Source organism: Bradyrhizobium sp. LMTR 3 (assembly GCF_001693485.1).
Taxonomy (GTDB): Bacteria; Pseudomonadota; Alphaproteobacteria; order Rhizobiales; family Xanthobacteraceae; genus Bradyrhizobium.
The window spans coordinates 19,628-37,967 of the sequence record NZ_MAXC01000015.1 but is presented as its reverse complement, the minus strand read 5'-3'; the positions used below and the strand labels follow the sequence as shown (position 1 = coordinate 37,967).

Below are 18,340 nucleotides of genomic sequence, written 5' to 3'. Positions count from 1 at the left end.
ATGAGGTTCGTGGCATGACGACGCAACCAACGGTGTCATGAAGCGATTAGGTTGTTGAAGGAGAAAGACATGGCGAGCGCAGACGGTGTCGAAAAACTCGAGGACGCGATCGTCCGGTCGGCCGAGCAGGTCGCCGGCCAGATCCACGCCGCGAAGGAAGCGATCTCCACCGTCATCTTCGGCCAGGTTCGGGTGATCGAAAATACCCTGGTGACGATCCTGTCCGGCGGCCACGCGCTCTTGATCGGCGTTCCCGGCCTCGCCAAGACCAAGCTTGTCGAAACCTTGGGCATCACGCTCGGGCTGGATGCCAAGCGCATCCAGTTTACCCCTGACCTGATGCCCTCGGACATTCTGGGCGCCGAGGTGCTGGACGAGAGCAATTCCGGCAAGCGGTCGTTCCGTTTCATCTCCGGACCGGTGTTTGCGCAGCTCCTGATGGCCGACGAAATCAACCGCGCCAGCCCGCGGACGCAATCGGCGCTGCTGCAAGCCATGCAGGAACAGCACATCACGGTTGCAGGCGCGCGGCATGATCTCCCCAAGCCGTTCCACGTGCTCGCCACCCAAAACCCGCTGGAGCAGGAAGGCACCTACCCGCTGCCCGAGGCGCAGCTCGACCGCTTCCTGATGGAAATCGACGTCGATTATCCCGATCGCGACGCCGAACGCCGCATCCTGTTCGAGACCACGGGCGCGGAAGAGACGCTTGCCAAGGCCTCGATGGACGCGGAAACCCTGATCGCGGCGCAGCGGCTGGTGCGGCGCCTGCCGGTTGGCGACAGCGTCGTTGAGGCGATCCTGTCGCTGGTGCGCGCCGCCCGCCCCAACACCGAAGACGGTGGCGACAAGCTGATTGCCTGGGGGCCGGGCCCGCGCGCCAGCCAGTCGCTGATGCTGGCGGTCCGTGCCCGCGCCTTGCTCGACGGCCGTCTTGCGCCCTCGATCGACGACGTGCTCGATCTCGCCGAACCCGTTCTCAAGCACCGCATGGCGCTGACCTTCTCGGCGCGCGCGGAAGGCCGCACCATTCCCGACGTAATCAGACAATTGAAGACGCGGATTGGTTGATGGCCGCAGAGACCAGTCACGAGAACAGGGAGATTGTTGCGATCCGACGTGCCGATGGCGAAAGCCGAACGCTCGCCGCATCGCTCCCCCGTCTCGTGCTCGACGCCCGCCGCATCGCTGCCAACGTCATCCATGGCCTGCACGGCAGGCGCCGCGCCGGAGCCGGCGAGAGCTTTTGGCAATATCGCCGCTTCGTCTCCGGCGAGCCGTCGCAGAACGTCGACTGGCGGCGCTCGGCGCGCGACGATCATCTCTATGTCCGCGAGCAGGAATGGGAGGCTGCGCATACGATCTGGCTGTGGCCCGACCGTTCGCCGTCGATGGCATTTGCTTCCAAGGGGGCCCGCGACTCCAAGCTGGAGCGTGGCCTGATCGTGACATTTGCGCTTGCCGAACTCCTGGTTTCTGGCGGAGAGCGCGTCGGCATTCCCGGCCTGATGACCCCGACCGCAAGCCGCAACGTGATCGACAAGATGGCGCAGGCGATGCTGCATGATGATGCGGTGCGCGCCAGCCTGCCGCCCTCCTTCGTGCCGTCGGCGCTGGCCGAAATTGTCGTGCTGTCCGACTTCTGGTCGCCGATGAGCGAAATCAGGACGATGCTCGCAGGGCTTTCGGCCTCCGGCGCCCATGGCACGCTGATCCAGGTCGTCGATCCTGCCGAAGAGACCTTTCCTTACGCCGGCCGGATCGAGTTCGTCGAGCCGGAAGGTTTTGGCGTCATCACCGCCGGCCGCGCCGAGAGCTGGGCCGGCGACTATGTCGCGCGCGTAGCATTGCATCGCGACGAGATCCGCAGCGAAACCAACAGGCTCGACTGGCTGTTCTCGACCCACACCACCAGCCGGTCCGCCGCCGAACTGCTGCTGTTCCTGCATTCCGGCATGATGGCCGCCAAGGGAAGCGCGCGCGGCTCAACGGTCAAGGCGGGGCGCAGCGCATGATGGCGGGCATCCCCTTAAGCTTTGCGCAGCCGCTGCTTCTGCTGGGCCTGTTGAGCCTGCCGGTACTGTGGTGGCTGTTGCGCGTAATGCCGCCGCGGCCGAGACGGATCGAGTTTCCGCCGACGCGGCTGTTGTTCGACATCAGGCCCAGGGAAGAAACCCCGTCGCGGACGCCGTGGTGGCTGACGGCGCTGCGCCTCGCCGCCGCGGCGCTGGTCATCCTTGCCGCCGCAGGCCCGATCTGGAATCCGCAGACCGGGGTCGGCGGCAGCAATGCGCCGCTGGTGATTCTGCTCGACGACGGCTGGAGCGCGGCTGCAAGCTGGGACACCCGGATCAGGGCCGCTGACGAACTGATCGCCAACGCCGACAATGACCGCCGCGGCGTCGCGCTGGTTCCGCTCTCCGAACCCGCACGCGACATCACGCTGATGCCGGCTGGTACCGCACGCGTCGCGCTGCGCCAGATTTCACCAAAGCCGCATTCGATCGACCGCGTCGACACGCTTGGCGCGCTCGACCGCTTCCTCAAAGCCACAGGAGATGCCGAGATCGCGTGGCTGTCCGACGGTGTCGATACCGGGCGCGGCGCCGAATTCGTCGAGAATCTCGCCAAGACCATCGGCGACCGCAAGCTGACGCTGTTCGAGGGCGGCGCGGCGCCTGCGCAGGCCTTGGTTGCCGCCGAAAACGCCGCGGCGAAGATGACGGTCAAGGTGCTGCGCACCACCGGCGGCGTCGCAGCCGGGGTGGTTCGCGCCATCGACGCCAAGGGCTCGCCGATCGGCGAGGCGCGCTACGCTTTCGGCATGCAGGATCGCGAAAGCGAAGCGGCGTTCGATCTGCCGGTCGAACTGCGCAATGACATTTCGCGGCTGGAAATCTCGGGTGAACGATCGGCCGGTGCGGTGCAATTGCTCGACAAGCGATGGCGGCGGCGCGCCGTCGGCGTCGTCACCGGCGCGACCAGCGATACTGCTCAGCCGCTATTGGCATCGACCTTCTACCTTACCCGCGCCCTGTCGCCATTCGCCGACGTGCGGCTCGGCGACCGTGGCGCGCCGCAACAGGTGATCGCGCAATTTCTGGATCAGCGGCTGCCGATGATCGTGCTCGCCGATGTCGGCACGCTGTCGCCCGAAATCCGCGAGCGGCTGAACGCATGGATCGACCAGGGCGGCGTGCTGATACGTTTCGCAGGTCCCCGTCTGGCGCAGGCCGATGACGATCTGGTGCCGGTGAAACTGCGTCGCGGCGGCCGCACCCTCGGCGGCAGCCTGACCTGGGAAAAGCCGCAGCATCTGGCGTCCTTTGCCGCCGACGCTCCGTTCGCGGGCCTCGCAGTGCCCAAGGATGTCACCGTGAACCGGCAGGTGCTGGCCGAGCCGGATGCGGTGCTCGCCACCAAGACCTGGGCGTCGCTGGAAGACGGCACGCCGCTGGTGACCGGCGAGCATCGTGGCAGGGGCATTGTCAGCCTGTTCCATGTCGGCGCCGACTCGCGCTGGTCTGACTTGCCGATGTCCGGCAGCTTCGTCGAGATGCTGCGGCGGCTGGTCGACATGTCCGGCTATACCACGAAGCCCGGTGCTGGCGTTGCGGCCGAGGCGACCAACGTCGAGACGGTGGCGCCGCTGCGCACCCTCGATGGTTTTGGCGCATTCGGGCCACCGCCCTCGGCCGCCAAGCCGATGCCCGCGGATTATCGCGATCGCGCCACGGCAGAACATCCGCCGGGCTTCTACGGCCCGGCCGACGGCCCGATCGCGGTCAATACCCTGGCCTCGGCCGATCGCATCGCGCCGCTCGATACATCCTCGTTGCGCGCGCAGCGCGCCAGCTACACCAATGCCGAACCGCGCGACTTGCGCGGCATCCTGCTGTCATCGTCGCTGGTGCTGTTCCTGATCGACGCGGTCGTGGTCGCGATGCTGGGCGCGGGACTTGCCGCCTTATGGCGGCGGCGCACGGCGGCTGCCACCGTTCTGTTGGCCTTGATCCTGGTCGCGGCCTCGATCGTGCCTTCGCCGACGCGGGCTCAAAGCAACGACGAGTTCGCCATCAAGGCGGTGTCGCAGACGCGGCTTGCCTATGTCGTCACGGGAAATGCCGACGTCGATTCCATCGTCAAGGCGGGCATGGCCGGACTGACGCTGTTCCTGGCGCAGCGCACGGCGCTGGAGACCGGCGATCCCGTCGGCATCGATCCCACCAAGGACGAACTGGCGTTTTTTCCGCTGATCTACTGGCCGGTGGTGCCGGGCGCACCGAAGCCGCCGCAGGACGCCATCAACCGCATCGCCGCCTATATGAAACAGGGCGGTACGGTGCTGTTCGACACCCGCGACGCCGTCGAGGCGCCGCCGGGCGAGAACGGCGCGTCGCAGACGCCGGGCATGCGCACGTTGCGCGAGATTCTCTCCTCCCTCGACGTGCCCGAACTGGAACCGGTGCCGCGCGAGCACGTGTTGACCAAGACGTTTTATCTGCTGCGCGATTTCCCCGGCCGCTTCACCTCGGGGCAGACCTGGGTCGAGACCCTGCCGCGCGAGGATGACGACGACGCGGCCTCGCGCCCGGCGCGCGGCGGTGACGGTGTCTCGCCCATCATCATCACTTCGAACGATCTCGCCGGCGCCTGGGCCCATCGCCCGGACGGCCAGCCGATGCTGCCGCTGACGCCGAACGAGCCGCGCCAGCGCGAATTCGCCTTCCGCTCCGGCGTCAACATCGTGATGTACATCCTGACCGGCAACTACAAGGCCGACCTTGTCCACATGCCGGCCCTGCTCGAGCGGTTGGGGCAATAGACCATGAGTTACGGTATCGCGTTCACTCCCCTCGTTCCGGCAATCGTGCTCTGGATCGCGCTGGCCGCGATCGTCGTGATCTCGGCGCTATTGCTGCTCGGCCGCGCGCGCGGCGCCGCCGTGCGCGTCGCGGCGCTGGCGCTGATCCTGCTGGCGCTCGCCAACCCCTCCTTCACCCGCGAGGACCGCGAGCCGCTATCATCCGTCGCCGCCGTCGTGATCGACAAGAGCCCGAGCCAGAATTTCGGCACCCGCAACCAGGAGACGGCCAAGGCGCAGGAGGCGCTGGTCGATACGCTGAAGAAGATCAAGGGACTGGAAGTCCGCGTCGTCGAGGCCGGACAGGCCGATGGCGAAACCGACGGCACAAAATTGTTCGGCGCGCTGTCCTCGGCGTTATCAGACGTTCCCGTCGATCGCGTCGCCGGCGCGTTCCTGATCACCGATGGTCGGGTCCATGACATTCCCGCCAATGCCGCGGCCGTCGGCTTCCAGGCGCCGGTGCATGCACTCGTCACCGGCCGCAAGGATGAGCGCGACCGTCGCATCGCGATTTCGGCCGCGCCGCGTTTCGGTATCGTCGGACAACCGCAGACCATCACATACCGGCTCGACGATCAGGGCGTCACCGGCCAGCGCGCCAAGATCGTGGTGCGCCGCGACGGTGAGGTGATCAATGAGCGCAATCTCTCGAGCGGCCAGACCGCCAGTGTCGAAGTCGACATCAAGCATGCCGGCCCGAACATCATCGAGATCGAGGCTTCGCCCCTCGAGAACGAACTGACTCCAGTCAACAACCGCGCCGTGGTCGCGATCGAAGGCGTGCGCGACAAGCTGCGCGTGCTGCTGGTATCGGGCGAGCCGCATACCGGCGAACGCACCTGGCGCAATTTGTTGAAGTCGGACGCCAGCATCGACCTCGTGCATTTCACGATTCTGCGCCCGCCGGAGAAACAGGACGGCACGCCGATCAACGAATTGTCGCTGATCGCGTTTCCGACGCGCGAATTGTTCCAGCAGAGGATCAACGATTTCCAACTGATCATCTTCGACCGTTACGCCCGCCAGGGCGTGCTGCCGATTGCCTATTTCGACAACATGGCGCGCTATGTCCGCGCCGGTGGTGCGATCCTGGTATCGGCCGGCCCCGATTATGCCTCCACCACCAGTATCTGGCGCACGCCGCTGGATACGGTGCTGCCGGCCGAGCCGGTCGGCGTCACAGAGAAGCCGTTCTACGCGCATCTGAGCGACGCCGGTAAGCGTCATCCGGTGACGCGCGGCCTCGAAGGCTCCGCCAGCGAGCCGCCGCGCTGGAGCCGCTTCTTCCGTACCGTCGATACGCGCAACGCAATCGGCTCCCCCGTGATGACCGGCGCCGACGGCAAGCCGCTGCTGCTGCTGTCGCGCTTCGGCGAGGGCCGCGTCGCGCTTTTGTTGTCGGACCACATCTGGCTGTGGGCGCGCGGCTATGAGGGCGGCGGTCCGCATCTGGATCTGCTACGGCGGATGTCGCACTGGCTGATGAAGCAGCCTGATCTCGACGAAGAAGCGCTGCGCCTTCAAATCCAGGGCAAGGACCTCGTGGTGCTGCGCCAGACCATGGCCGACAACGTGCCGCCGGTAACGGTGACCTCGCCGAGCGGCGCCACCAAGGAACTGACGCTGACGGCAAGCGAGCCCGGCACCTGGCGCTCGACCCTTCCCGCCAACGAGCTCGGGCTGTGGCAGGCAACCGACGGCGCGCTGAAGGCGCTGATCAATGTCGGGCCGACCAACCCGAAGGAATTTTCGGAAGTCACCTCGACGACCGAAATGGTGAAGCCATTGGCGCAGGCCACTGGCGGCGACGCCCGCCGCGTCGCCGATGGCGGAAGCGTCGACCTGCCCCGCGTCGTGCCGGTGCGCGCCTCCGGCATCTTCCACGGCGACGGCTGGATGGGCGTCAAGATGCGCGATGCCAGCGTCGTCAAAGGCGTCGGCGTGCTGCCGATGTTCGCAGGGCTGGTCGGGCTGTTGCTGCTGCTCGGCGCGTTCGCCGCGACCTGGCTGCGCGAAGGGCGCTGACGGCACGCCCGCCTCGTGGCGTCCTACGCAGCCTCGTCCGCGCGTCGCCACCTCGGAAATGGATCGGCAAGCCCGGACCATTCCGCGATGCGCATTCCCGGCTTTCCCGAAACAAGGCACGCATCGAGACGCGCCGTGATCGCGTCCTGATCCATATTCGTGCCGATGAAGACGATCTCCTGCCGGCGATCACCGTACATCTCGCTCCAGTTCTTCTTGAGCGATCGTCGCCAGAACGGATCGTCCGGCCACCGATCTGCCGGCACATTCGCCCACCAGAAGCCCAGCCCTTCGGTTCGGACGATCGCACCGGCCTGGCTCAATTCGCCGAGCCATTGCGGACGCGTTGCTATCCAGAAATGTCCCTTGGCGCGGATGACGCCAGGCCAGCTTTCTTTCAGGAATTGGTGAAATTTCGCAGGCTCGAACGGCCGTCGCGCGCGATAGACGAAGTTCTTGACGCCGTATTCCTCGGTCTCGGGCCTATGGTCTGCAAAGCCATAAAGCTCCTTGAACCACAGCGGGTGTTGCTGCGCGCGCTCGAAATCGAAGCGGCCGGTATTGAGAATACGCTCCAGCGGCGCATTGGAGAAATTGGTCTCGATGATATCGGCCTCGGGATTGAGGGAGCGGATAATCATTCGGGCGGCGTCGCGTTCTCCCTGCGACGCCGCATCGATCTTGTTGAGTACGATCACATCGGCAAATTCGATCTGCTCAACCAGCAGATCCACCAGTGTGCGCCTGTCGCTTTCACCGAGCGACTCGCCGCGATCCGCCAGAAAAACGGTAGAGGAATAGTTCTTCAGCAGATTGACGGCATCGACGACCGTGACCATCGTGTCGAGGCTTGCCACATCGGACAGGCTTTCTCCGTCTTCGGACCGGAAATCGAAGGTTGCCGCGACCGGCAGCGGTTCCGAGATGCCGGTGGATTCGATCAGCAGGTAGTCGAACCGTTCGCTCTCGGCGAGCGCCCGCACCTCCTTCAACAAATCGTCGCGCAGCGTGCAGCAGATGCAGCCGTTGGTCATCTCGACCAGCTTTTCGTCAGTCCGCGAGAGGTTCGCACCGCCATCGCGGACGAGGTCGGCGTCGATGTTGACTTCGCTCATGTCGTTCACAATCACCGCAACCTTCAGACCCTGGCGATTGTTGAGCACGTGATTCATCAAAGTTGTCTTTCCAGCCCCGAGGAAGCCGGACAACACGGTGACGGGGAGTTTTCGCATGGAGATCGAAAAGCCTCTTGAGCTCACGGGGCCCCAACCGGGGAGGAAGACGCATGCGGGGGACCCGTTGGTGACGAACTATGTTATGTTATAACATAACAATGGAAGACCGAGAGGTTGTCAATTGGCAAAAACAGGCGGGGCGCGCGGGACAAAAACGCCGATGTTGCCCGAATCTCACACTTGGCGGAATTGTCGGGGCTCCGGAAAGACAGCAGCCCGGCGTCGATTGACACTCCACGGCGTTCGCGACGTTATAATGTAACATTGGGACGGCGAGATGCCCGAGCCGCCCGGGGACAAGGCGTCAATCGTCGTGAACTGGTTCCGAAAACACCTCAAGCACGGCTCGCGGCTGGCGCTGTTTGCGCTCGCGATCCAGTTTGCGCTGTCGTGCGGGCATTTTCACGCGGCAGCGGCGCGGGCCGCACCGGCCGTTCAAAGCGGGCTGATCGACGCCCATCTTGCGATCGCCACGTCCGTTGCCGCACAAGATGCGCACTCCGAAACCGCGCAGCCGCAGCAACCTGCGGGCCACGATGACGACCAGCACACGACCAATGTCTGCGCGGTCTGCGCCGTCCTCTCACTGGCCAACAATTTCCTGTTCGTCACGCCGCCCGTACTGGAGTTGCCGGGGGCTGTCGAGCTTCTGTACCGGGTCGCCGGCGCTGAATTTGCGCATCTCGGTTCGTCCCATCTCGCGTTCCAGTCTCGCGCACCGCCCGCCTCCTGACGCCGATTGAATCAATGCACTTCCGAAGGGATTGCCGCGTCAGGCGCGGTCCCTGAGGGAAAATCGGAATCGTCCGTCGCACATCGACGGAATCAGGGTCGGGACAATGACATTCAAGAAGAAACGTGCGTTCCACATCGGTGGGGCTAGCTGGCTATTGCTATGCGCGGCGGGCAACGGCGCAATGGCGCAGGACGCGACGTCAACCGCATCGACACATCTGCCCGAAATTACCGTGACGGCGCCGAGCCCGATCGTGCGGCGCAAACCCGTGCCGCCGCGAACGCCGGCACGCGTCGTCCGTGCCGCGCCCGGCCAGAGCCGCGAACGCGCGCCGGAGCCGCAAGCCGCGCCCGTCGCGGCCGCGCCTCAACAGGGCGTGCTGCCGATCGTGACCGATCAGTTCGCAACGGTTACCGTGGTGCCCAACGAGGAGATCCGCCGCCAAGGCACCGCCCAGCTTGGCGATCTCCTGTTCTCGAAGCCCGGCATTACCGGCTCAACCTTCGCGCCCGGTGCCGCGAGCCGGCCGATCATCCGCGGCCTCGACGTCAATCGTGTCGGCATCCTCGAGAACGGCACCAACGCTGGCGGCGCCTCCGATCTCGGCGAAGACCATTTCGTGCCGGTCGATCCACTGGCGACAAACCAGGTCGAAGTCATCCGTGGTCCGGCGGCGATGCGGTACGGATCAACATCGATCGGCGGCGTCGTCAGCGCAACCAACAATCGCATCCCGGACGCCCTGCCTTCATGCGCGGCCGCACCGTTTCAGACCTACGGACTGCCGGCGAAAGCGCCGCTTGCAAACGTGGGATCACCTGCCTGCGTCACGGTCGAAACCCGAACGGCCGTCAATACCGTCGACCGGGGTGTCGATGGCGGCATCCTGATTGATGCCGGCGGCGGCAATTTCGCGTTCCACGCCGACGCCTATGGCCGCAAGGCCAGCGATTACAGCATTCCGAGCTATCCGTACTTGTTCGACCAGACCCGCCCGGTCAACGGCCGGCAGCCCAATTCGGCGATGCAGGCGGCTGGTGCGTCGATTGGCGGCTCCTACATCTTCGATGGCGGATTTATCGGCGCGGCGATCACGCAGAACGACACGCTGTACCGCATTCCCGGAATTGAACCCTCCGATCACCAGACCCGCATCGACGCGCGCCAGACCAAATTCACCGCCAAGGGCGAATACCGGCCGGATGCGGCGGCGATTGACGCCATCAGGTTCTGGGCGGGCGCGACCGATTACAAGCACAACGAGATCGGGCTCGCCGATCCCGCCGACTTCTCGTCCACCGGCGTGCGGCAGACCTTTACCAACAAGGAGCAGGAAGGGCGCGTCGAGGTGCAGATGGCGCCGTTCAACGCGCGCTTTGCCGCCGTCACGACCGCCTTCGGTCTGCAGGCCGGGCATCAGGAACTGACCGCGCCGAGCCCGGACGATCCAGGAAGCCCGCTCAACGGGTTGTTTGATCCTAACAAGAATAACAGGGTCGCCGGCTACGTGTTCAACGAGCTCAAGTTCACCGAGACGACAAAGGCGCAGATCGCAGGCCGCATCGAGCATGTCAATCTCAGCGGAACGATGCCGGCCTTCATTCCGGAGCTGTTCGACATCAATGCCAATCCCGCCGACATCGGCCCGCCAACGGCGCGCAATCTGAGCTTCACGCCGAAGAGCGCGAGCGTAGGCTTGCTCCAGAATCTTCCGGGCGAACTGGTTGCGAGCATCACCGCGCAATACGTCGAGCGCGCGCCAAAGCCGGCGGAACTGTTCTCGCGCGGGGTCCACGAAGCTACCGTCACCTTCGACATCGGCAATCCCAATCTAAGCATTGAAACCGCCAAGTCGATCGAGATCGGATTACGACGAGCGACCGGGCCCTTCAGGTTCGAAGCGACGGCTTACTATACGAAGTTCAATGGCTTCATTTACCGCCGTCTCACGGGCAACACCTGCGAGGATGGAGCCTGTGTCAGTCCTGCCGATCCGGCTTTCCCACTCGAGCTGAACCAGGCGATCTATTCGCAACGCGACGCCACCTTCCGCGGCGGCGAGTTCCAGAGCCAGTTGGATGTCGGGCCGCTCAACGGCGGCATCTGGGGCATCGAGAACCAGTTCGATGTCGTGCGCGCGACCTTCAACGACGGCACCAATGTCCCGCGCATCCCACCCGTGCGCATCGGCGGCGGCCTGTTCTGGCGCGATGCCAACTGGCTGACGCGGATCAACCTGCTGCACGCCTTCGCCCAGAACGATATCGCCCCGATCGGCGAGACGCCGACCGCGAGTTATAATCTGTTGAAGGCGGAGGTCAGCTACAGGACGAAGCTCGATCCCACCCGGTTCGGCGCTCGCGAAATGTTGGTCGGCCTGGTCGGCAACAACCTCTTGAACGAGAACATTCGCAATTCGACGTCGTTCAACAAGGACGAGGTCTTGCTGCCGGGCCTTGGCGTGCGAGCATTTGCCAACCTGAAGTTCTAGTGCGCGGGCGATACGGCTTCCCAGGGGTGGCGTTAGCTGGTGCCACCAGCTAACGTCCAGGTGGGGATGACAGGGGACACTAGGCGCAATCCCGCGTCAGATGTCCCCTGCCCACTGAAAGCGGATGCTCGACGAATAGATGACCTCGTCCATCAATGTTCCCGTCTACAGCGACGCGCTCGTTCTGCTCGGCACCGCGGGCGTCGTCATTCCCTTGGTGCGGCGGTTCGGCCTCAATCCCGTTCTCGGCTATCTAGGCGCCGGCGCGATCCTGGGCCCTCTCGGATTGGGATCGTTCATCGAGAGTTTTCCGCTTCTCTACTGGTTCACCGTTGTCGATCCCAAAAACGTCTCCGCCATTGCGAACCTCGGAGTTGTGTTTCTGCTCTTCCTCATCGGGATGGAGCTATCGTACGATCGATTGAAGGCAATGCGCCGCCTGATTTTCGGGCTAGGCAGCTTGCAGATCGCACTCTCCACGGTGGCGATCGGCGTGGTCGTCGCCCTCCTGGGCAACAAAGCTCCGGTGGCCCTCATCCTAGGCGCCTGCCTTGCCTTATCCTCGACCGCCATTGTCGTCGAGATTCTTTCCAGGCAACGGCGACTTAGCACAAGCGCTGGCCGGGCAAGCTTCGCGACGTTGCTGGCGCAAGATCTGGCAGTCGCCCCTCTCCTGCTCTTTATCTCCATTTCTGGCGCGAGCGAATCCGGTTCGGTCGTTGCGACGCTCGCTCTCGCGCTCACCAACGCGGCCATCGCGCTCGCCGTGATCGTCATCGTCGGCCGCGTCGTGATGCGACCGCTGTTCCGTCTGGTGGCATCAGTGGGCATGAGCGACCTGTTCGTCGCCACCACGCTGTTCGTGATCGTCGCAACCGGAGTGGCTGCCGCAGTGGCTGGCTTTTCCATGGCGCTCGGCGCCTTTGTCGCCGGACTGCTGCTTGCCGAGACGGAATTTCGCAAGGCGATCGAGACCGCCATCGATCCGTTCAAGGGCCTCCTGCTTGGCCTCTTCTTCTTCACGGTCGGCATGAACATCGATTTCCGCGAACTCGCGCGCGACCCGGTCTGGCTGATTGCGGGCGCGACCGGGCTGATCGCCGTAAAGGCCGTTATCCTCATCTTCCTGGCCCGGATGTTCCGGCTCTCATGGCCGGCTTCTATCGAAGTCGGGCTGCTGCTGGGTCCCGGCGGCGAGTTCGCTTTCGTCGGGATCGGAATGGCGACGACGCTTGGTCTGATCGATGCCGGCGTATCGAGCTTCACGGTCGCACTGACCTCGCTGACCATGATGCTTACGCCCACGCTATCTCATCTCGCGCGGCGGCTGGCGCCGATGATACGCGAAGACAAGCCGCTTGACCCCGAGCTTGCCGTTGCGCCGAGCGGCGGGAGTGGCCATGCCATTGTCGTCGGACACGGCCGGGTGGGACAGGTCGTCTGCACGATGCTGGACCGGCACCAGTTCAAGTACATTGCGGTCGACAATGATGCCGCGGCCGTCCCAGAGCAGCGAAGACAGGGGCGTACCGTCTTTTACGGTGATGCGACGAACCCGGAGTTTCTGAAGAGCTGCGGCCTCATGGAAGCCGCCGCTGTCGTCGTCACGATCAATCAACCCGAAAACATCGACGAAATTGTCGCGCAGGTCCGCGCGCTGCGGAAAGACATGCTGGTGGTTTCGCGCGCCCGCGACGCCGACCACGCGCGGCATCTCTACCAGATCGGCGTTACCGACGCAGTGCCGGAGACCATCGAGGCAAGCTTGCTGTTATCGGAAGCTGCCCTGATCGGGCTCGGGGTGGCGATGGGTCATGTCGTCGCCAGCATCCACGAAAAGCGCGAGGAGTTCCGGCACGAATTGCAGAAGGCGGCGGGAAACGCAGCGGTCACGCCGGTTCGGACGACCGGCACCAAAAAGCGTCGATTTTTCTGACGGACTGCGGCGGCGGCGCGCCAACGGCCTATCGCGCCTTGCTCCAGTCCGGCCGGATATTGCCGGACACGCCGTCTAACGCGCCCTCGACCAGTTCCGCCACCAACAGGCGGCTGTAATCGACGGGCCCCGGCATGGTCACCCGTCCCTTCGGTATGACCTTGAAGCCGACGCGGCTGTAATAGGGTTCGTCGCCGACCAGAATGACCAAACGATGGCCCTTGGCCTTGGCATCCCGCAGCGAACGATCGAGCAGCATCCGGCCGACGCCGCGGCCGCGAAACGGCGGCTCGACCGTCAACGGTCCGAGCATCAGGGCCGGTGTGTCGCCGATGCAGATCGGCAACTGGCGCACCGAGCCAACCAGCAATGTGCCGATCCGCGCCGTGAACGAGAGGTCCAGCAGGTGATCGACATGCTCGCGCAGGCGGTAGGCACTCAGCACGAAACGGCCGGGACCGAACGTGCGCTCATGCAGCCGTTCGATCGCCTGGGCGTCCTTCGGTGTTTCGGCCAGGATGGTGACATCAAGTTCGCTCATGATGGGGCGCGGGATAGCATCTGGCGACGGCGCGGTCCATCGCTGGAAGATGGCAATCCCTGTATTGCCTCAATCCCTGACACGGGCGGGATGGGACAAATAGGCCAGCAGCTTCATCTCGCGGCGGCCGCGCGTCACCGTATCCAGCACCAGCCCCGAGCTGACCGACAGCACCGCCACGATCATCAGGCCCATCGACAGCACCGCTGTCGGCAGCCGCGGAACGATACCTTCCTCGAGATAGGTGACGACCACGGGGAACGCGAGGCCAATCGAGACCAGCGTCAGGAAGATGCCGATCACCGTGAAGAACCGTAGCGGCTTTTCCGACCGGTACAACTTCAGGATGGTGCCGAGGATCCGGAAACCGTCGCGCCAGGTGTTGAGCTTGCTGAACGATCCCTCGGGGCGTGCGTAATACGGCGTCTCGACTTCCATCACCGGCAGCGCCAGTTCGAGCGCGTGAACGCTGAGCTCGGTTTCGATCTCAAAACCGTCGGACAGTACCGGAAAGGATTTGACGAAGCGACGCGAGAACACCCGATAGCCGGAAAGGATGTCCTTGAACGCCTGACCGAACACCGCGGAGAGGAAGCTCGTCAGCATCCAGTTGCCGGTGCGGTGGCCGGGCCGGTACGCCGCGACTGATTGGTCGACGCGAAAGCCCACCACCATGTCGAGGTGATCGTTGACCAACGCGTCGATCATGCGCGGCGCGCTCGGCGCGTCATAGGTGGCGTCGCCATCGACCAGTACATAGATGTCGGCATCGATGTCGGCGAACATGCGCCGCACCACATGCCCCTTGCCCTGGCGGCGCTCGCTCCGCACGATGGCTCCGGCCGCGCGCGCGACCTCGATGGTGCGGTCCCTCGAATTGTTGTCGTAGACAAAAATCCGAGCCGTCGGCAACGCCTTGCGGAAATCCGAGACCACGGTGGCGACCGCGGCTTCTTCATTGAAGCATGGCACCAGAACCGCGATCCGCAGCGCCGGTCCTGTCATCGCACGCTCATCGAGCTAAATCTGTCCATACCGCGTTATATCGCAATCAGGCGTTGGCCGGTTGGGGAAAGGCCGCGCTGTCGGCGGCCGGTTCGCCGCGCAGATCGAGCGTCGCGAACAGCAGAGTCCAGAGCGAGAGCATGTCGATCGGAATGATATAATATGGCGTAAATATCGGATGGGTCATGAAGAAAATCAGATTTACCGCGAGGTTAATGCCGACCAGAACGGCAATCCGCCCGGCCCTTGCGCGATTAAAGCGCCATAGCAGGCCGGTCCAGACGGCCGCAATCCCCAGCAGGATAAACTGAACATCGACGAAATATCGCCAGAGAATGCCCGGGTTCAGCTCCGGCGGAACGACGTCAACGCTGCCATAGGTCGTCGAGAGCGGACTTCCCGCATTGATCGTGTTGGCGATCAGCGTCGGCGCCATTCCAATCAGAAGCGCGACACCGAACGCGACGCCCTGCAGGAACATTTCCCTGCTTCTAGTCCACAGGAATGCGCCGCCAAGATAGAGACAGTAGCCGGCCGCCAGAAACAGGTTCGGCAGACGGAGATTGACGGAGATACCGAGTAGCAGGCCAATTAGTGCGAGCAGAAAAAGCCGCTGCCGCGGCCCATCCGCGAAGAGCTTCGCAGTCAAAAATCCCGCCAGCGCGCAGACCATCATGGTCGGCGCCACCGAATAGCTTGCCTTCGTCGGATTGATCATCAGATAGATGGCGGCATCACCGAACGCGGCAACCAACATGAGTCGATAAAATGTGGACGCATAGGTCAGGGCGATCAGCGAAAAGCCGACGGCGACGACAGACGTCAAAATGTAGAGCGGTACCACCTGAAACCCACTCGGAAACAACGCCAACGCAAATCCGGTCCCCGGAGGGTATTGCAGGGCGCGTTTGTTCGTCTTCGCATTCCACACGTGACAAGGCATTTTCGTCGGATCATTCCAGTCTGGGAAGCTGATTTCCTTCAGCTTGCCGGAGAGGAAACGATCGTCGTCGCGCGTGATGTCGGTATTGAACCCGTCCAGGCCGTATTTCTGGAACAGATGCGCCTGCCGCAGATAGCAGATGTCGTCATAGACCCCGCGGCTTTCGCTCCAGCTCGAAATGGTCCAGACGTTGCTAGCCAGCACCACCAGGAAGCCAATGGCGCAAAGCAGCTTTAGGACTCCCATTCTCCCCATGTCGATTCCCCGCCCCCGTTTCCCCGCTTCTAGGCATTGCGGGGCCGCGAAGCAACCGAGCGCCTCGCGTCAGCGCCAGGTCGCAATACGCGCCTTGCCATCGAGCACTTCGGCGATCCGGAGCCGCGTGCCCCTGGTCGTCTCCGCCGGCAGCGCCCCTGCCGCATAGAACCCGCACTCGACGATCTCGTGGTTGGGCTCCGGCAGGCGGTCCTGCCGGAACTGCCTGACGACATAGACCGCGACATGGTCGCGGCGGGAAACGTGCCCGTTGAAGAACAGGCCGTGCAGGACCGGCTCTCCGGTCAATTCGATCCGCCCCTCTTCCACCAGCTCCCTGCGCAAGGCTTCGAGAAAGGTTTCGCCGACCTCGACCCCGCCGCCCGGCAGGTGCCAGCCCGCGACATAGCTGTGCCTGACCAGGAACACCTTGTCGTCGCCGTCGAGCACGACGCCGCGAACCCCGAGCGTCATGCCACGGGCCATCCGCCAATAGAGGTGAAATACGCGCCGCAACTGCGGTTCGAAACGTTTTCGCAAGTGCTGGAGCGCCGTCACGCAAACCTCGGATGGACAGTTATCACGTTTGATCCTTATATCGCCGACATGATGGTGCGACGGCTCTATATCACAGAGAATGCGGCGGAGCGCGAATGACCGACATCTTCACGCTGGCGCATCTGTCGGACCCGCATCTGCCGCCGCTGCCCGCTGCGCGGCTGCGCGATCTCGCGGGCAAACGTGCGCTCGGCTATTTCAATTGGACCCGCAACCGCCATAAATATCACCGCCGCGAGGTGCTGGACGCACTGGTTGCCGATATGCAGGCGCAGCGGCCGGACCACATCGCGGTGACCGGCGATCTCGTCAACCTGGCGCTGGAGGCGGAATTCATCCCGGCCCAGGCGTGGCTCGAAAGCGTCGGCACACCGCAACAGGTGACCGTCGTTCCCGGCAATCACGACGCCTATGTGCGGGCGACGCGGCATCATTTCACCGGCGCGTTCGAGCAATATCTGCGCGGCGATGCCGCGGCGGACGGAGCGTTTTTTCCGTTCGTGCGCCGGCGCGGTCCGCTGGTGCTGATCGGGGTCTCCTCGGCGGTGCCGACGCTGCCATTGATGGCAACCGGCCGGCTCGGCCGCGCGCAGCTCGATGCGCTCGACCGCCAGCTTGCCCAGTTGCCGCCGGACGAGGCGTTCCGGGTGCTGCTGGTCCATCACCCCCTGCAATCGAGTTCGCGGATGAAGCGGCTGACCGACTCGAAGGCGCTGCGCGCCGTGCTGAAGCGGCGCGGCGCGGAACTGGTCCTGCACGGCCATGACCACATCCATTCGACGATGTGGCTTGAAGGCGCCGGCCACCAGATCCCCGCGGTTGGCGTGCCCTCGGCATCGGCGCTGGCGCACCGGCATTATCCGGCCGCTGCCTACAACCTGTTCTCGATCACGCGCGACGGCGGCAAATGGCGCTGCGTGCAGACCGTGCGCGCCGTCGATGCCGACTTCCGAGTCAAGCAGATCAAGCAGGCGACGCTGCTTTAGAAATTTTTCAGGCTTGCATAGAGCGCGACGGCGAACAGCGCCACCGCGCCCAGCACGAAGCCGAGCATGAACATGCCCAGGCCGCGGCGGCGCGGTTTCTTTTCCGCAACAGGCTCGGCCACGGGCATTGCCACCATCGCATGCTCGCGCTCGATCATGCGGCGGGCGACATAGCCGGTGACGGCATCGACCATGACGGGCACATCATGCGACTCGGCAAGCACGATGCGGCCGAAGCGCGTATCCTGCACGAAGCGGTAGATGCGCTTGTCGCGTCCCATCACGATATGCGCGACCACGTCGATCCACAGCCGCGGCGTCTCGCCCTGGCTGACACCGCGATCGAACAGATCGATCTGCTCCGGCACCTCTGCAAACAGCGGATCGAGCGCCTCGTTCAGGATCTCGAGCCGCGCGACCTCGGCATCGCGCAGTTCGACCACGACGCCGGTCCGATCGGCGGCCTCGATGCGGGCCTGGCGAAGCGCGTCGCGCAGCCGGGTCGGTCGCATGTCTCGAGCCTCGTTGCCGGTGTTTTGCGCGTTTGACATCGGTAGCCGCCTTTATCCTGCAGGGGTTGGCAGGATTAACCTAGCAGTAACTATGTTGCGCGCAAAGGCTGTTTAGTTGCAATGGGTTAGCGATCCACTGGCTTTCGAGTGCGCGGCGATACCCCCACCCCGGCCCTCCCCCGCAAGCGGGAGAGGGTGAAGAAAGGCTGCCCCTGAACCGCAAACGGCCCCAGCCGATTGCCGGATGGGG

General features: G+C 64.2%; 14 protein-coding genes. 8 read left to right on the top strand and 6 right to left on the bottom strand.

Going from position 1 to position 18,340, the window contains the following annotated elements:
- The first annotated feature begins 69 nt into the window (after positions 1–69).
- From LMTR3_RS15095 to LMTR3_RS15080, 4 genes are read left to right on the top strand one after another with little or no spacing between them, the layout of a single operon-like run.
- Positions 70–1,071 carry an AAA family ATPase gene (locus LMTR3_RS15095; protein ID WP_065745879.1) on the top strand — a complete coding sequence of 334 codons (1,002 nt, stop codon included), beginning with the start codon at positions 70–72 and terminating at the stop codon, positions 1,069–1,071.
- Positions 1,071–2,015 (top strand): DUF58 domain-containing protein, encoded by a 945-nt coding sequence (locus tag LMTR3_RS15090; protein ID WP_065745878.1) that lies wholly within the window; start codon positions 1,071–1,073, stop codon positions 2,013–2,015. The genes LMTR3_RS15095 and LMTR3_RS15090 overlap by 1 nt, the downstream gene beginning before the upstream one ends.
- A complete protein-coding gene (locus LMTR3_RS15085) occupies positions 2,015–4,825 on the top strand; it encodes a DUF4159 domain-containing protein (protein ID WP_065745877.1) in 2,811 nt (936 codons plus the stop codon). Before LMTR3_RS15090 ends, LMTR3_RS15085 begins: the two co-directional genes overlap by 1 nt.
- 3 nt (positions 4,826–4,828) lie before the next feature.
- Positions 4,829–6,892: a hypothetical protein gene (locus LMTR3_RS15080; RefSeq protein WP_065745876.1), complete on the top strand. Its 2,064-nt coding sequence runs from the start codon at positions 4,829–4,831 to the stop codon at positions 6,890–6,892.
- A 23-nt stretch (positions 6,893–6,915) separates the two neighbouring features.
- On the opposite strand, the gene zigA is transcribed toward LMTR3_RS15080, so the two are convergent.
- Entirely contained in the window at positions 6,916–8,124 is a 1,209-nt protein-coding gene (zigA, locus tag LMTR3_RS15075; protein ID WP_065745875.1) for a zinc metallochaperone GTPase ZigA, read from the bottom strand.
- A gap of 280 nt (positions 8,125–8,404) precedes the next feature.
- Here zigA and LMTR3_RS15070 point away from each other — a divergent pair, with 280 nt between their 5' ends.
- The 3 genes from LMTR3_RS15070 (at position 8,405) to LMTR3_RS15060 (ending at position 13,290) form a co-directional block, all read left to right on the top strand.
- Complete coding sequence (locus LMTR3_RS15070) at positions 8,405–8,860, top strand: DUF2946 family protein (protein WP_084029639.1); 456 nt, start codon at positions 8,405–8,407, stop codon at positions 8,858–8,860.
- A 106-nt stretch (positions 8,861–8,966) separates the two neighbouring features.
- Positions 8,967–11,354 carry a TonB-dependent receptor gene (locus tag LMTR3_RS15065; RefSeq protein ID WP_065745874.1) on the top strand — a complete coding sequence of 796 codons (2,388 nt, stop codon included), beginning with the start codon at positions 8,967–8,969 and terminating at the stop codon, positions 11,352–11,354.
- 139 nt (positions 11,355–11,493) lie between these two features.
- On the top strand, positions 11,494–13,290 hold the full coding sequence (locus LMTR3_RS15060) for a cation:proton antiporter domain-containing protein (RefSeq protein ID WP_065745873.1): 1,797 nt from the start codon (positions 11,494–11,496) through the stop codon (positions 13,288–13,290).
- A 28-nt stretch (positions 13,291–13,318) separates the two neighbouring features.
- On the opposite strand, the gene LMTR3_RS15055 is transcribed toward LMTR3_RS15060, so the two are convergent.
- From LMTR3_RS15055 to LMTR3_RS15040, 4 genes are all read right to left on the bottom strand, one after another.
- Positions 13,319–13,831 (bottom strand): GNAT family N-acetyltransferase, encoded by a 513-nt coding sequence (locus LMTR3_RS15055; RefSeq protein ID WP_065745872.1) that lies wholly within the window; start codon positions 13,829–13,831, stop codon positions 13,319–13,321.
- A gap of 69 nt (positions 13,832–13,900) precedes the next feature.
- Complete coding sequence (locus tag LMTR3_RS15050) at positions 13,901–14,836, bottom strand: glycosyltransferase family 2 protein (RefSeq protein WP_065745871.1); 936 nt, start codon at positions 14,834–14,836, stop codon at positions 13,901–13,903.
- Between the two features lie 46 nt (positions 14,837–14,882).
- Entirely contained in the window at positions 14,883–16,034 is a 1,152-nt protein-coding gene (locus LMTR3_RS15045) for a hypothetical protein (protein ID WP_065745870.1), read from the bottom strand.
- A gap of 69 nt (positions 16,035–16,103) precedes the next feature.
- Positions 16,104–16,592 carry an NUDIX domain-containing protein gene (locus tag LMTR3_RS15040; protein WP_065745869.1) on the bottom strand — a complete coding sequence of 163 codons (489 nt, stop codon included), beginning with the start codon at positions 16,590–16,592 and terminating at the stop codon, positions 16,104–16,106.
- Positions 16,593–16,687: 95 nt separating this feature from the next.
- On the opposite strand from LMTR3_RS15040, the gene LMTR3_RS15035 reads away from it, so the two are divergent.
- Positions 16,688–17,578 (top strand): metallophosphoesterase family protein, encoded by an 891-nt coding sequence (locus LMTR3_RS15035; RefSeq protein ID WP_065745868.1) that lies wholly within the window; start codon positions 16,688–16,690, stop codon positions 17,576–17,578.
- On the opposite strand, the gene LMTR3_RS15030 is transcribed toward LMTR3_RS15035, so the two are convergent.
- Complete coding sequence (locus LMTR3_RS15030; RefSeq protein WP_065745867.1) at positions 17,575–18,129, bottom strand: hypothetical protein; 555 nt, start codon at positions 18,127–18,129, stop codon at positions 17,575–17,577. The two genes, LMTR3_RS15035 and LMTR3_RS15030, sit on opposite strands and share 4 nt — an antisense overlap.
- Positions 18,130–18,340: the final 211 nt, after the last annotated feature.

Excerpts from the sequence above, each read along its gene's own strand:
- LMTR3_RS15095 (WP_065745879.1), top strand. The coding sequence starts at position 70 with ATGGCGAGCGCAGACGGTGTCGAAAAACTCGAGGACGCGATCGTCCGG.
- LMTR3_RS15035 (WP_065745868.1), top strand. The coding sequence starts at position 16,688 with ATGACCGACATCTTCACGCTGGCGCATCTGTCGGACCCGCATCTGCCG.
- LMTR3_RS15070 (WP_084029639.1), top strand. The coding sequence starts at position 8,405 with ATGCCCGAGCCGCCCGGGGACAAGGCGTCAATCGTCGTGAACTGGTTC.
- LMTR3_RS15090 (WP_065745878.1), top strand. The coding sequence starts at position 1,071 with ATGGCCGCAGAGACCAGTCACGAGAACAGGGAGATTGTTGCGATCCGA.
- LMTR3_RS15045 (WP_065745870.1), bottom strand. The coding sequence starts at position 16,034 with ATGGGGAGAATGGGAGTCCTAAAGCTGCTTTGCGCCATTGGCTTCCTG.
- LMTR3_RS15055 (WP_065745872.1), bottom strand. The coding sequence starts at position 13,831 with ATGAGCGAACTTGATGTCACCATCCTGGCCGAAACACCGAAGGACGCC.
- LMTR3_RS15080 (WP_065745876.1), top strand. The coding sequence starts at position 4,829 with ATGAGTTACGGTATCGCGTTCACTCCCCTCGTTCCGGCAATCGTGCTC.
- LMTR3_RS15030 (WP_065745867.1), bottom strand. The coding sequence starts at position 18,129 with ATGTCAAACGCGCAAAACACCGGCAACGAGGCTCGAGACATGCGACCG.
- LMTR3_RS15060 (WP_065745873.1), top strand. The coding sequence starts at position 11,494 with ATGACCTCGTCCATCAATGTTCCCGTCTACAGCGACGCGCTCGTTCTG.
- LMTR3_RS15050 (WP_065745871.1), bottom strand. The coding sequence starts at position 14,836 with ATGACAGGACCGGCGCTGCGGATCGCGGTTCTGGTGCCATGCTTCAAT.
- LMTR3_RS15085 (WP_065745877.1), top strand. The coding sequence starts at position 2,015 with ATGGCGGGCATCCCCTTAAGCTTTGCGCAGCCGCTGCTTCTGCTGGGC.
- zigA (WP_065745875.1), bottom strand. The coding sequence starts at position 8,124 with ATGCGAAAACTCCCCGTCACCGTGTTGTCCGGCTTCCTCGGGGCTGGA.
- LMTR3_RS15065 (WP_065745874.1), top strand. The coding sequence starts at position 8,967 with ATGACATTCAAGAAGAAACGTGCGTTCCACATCGGTGGGGCTAGCTGG.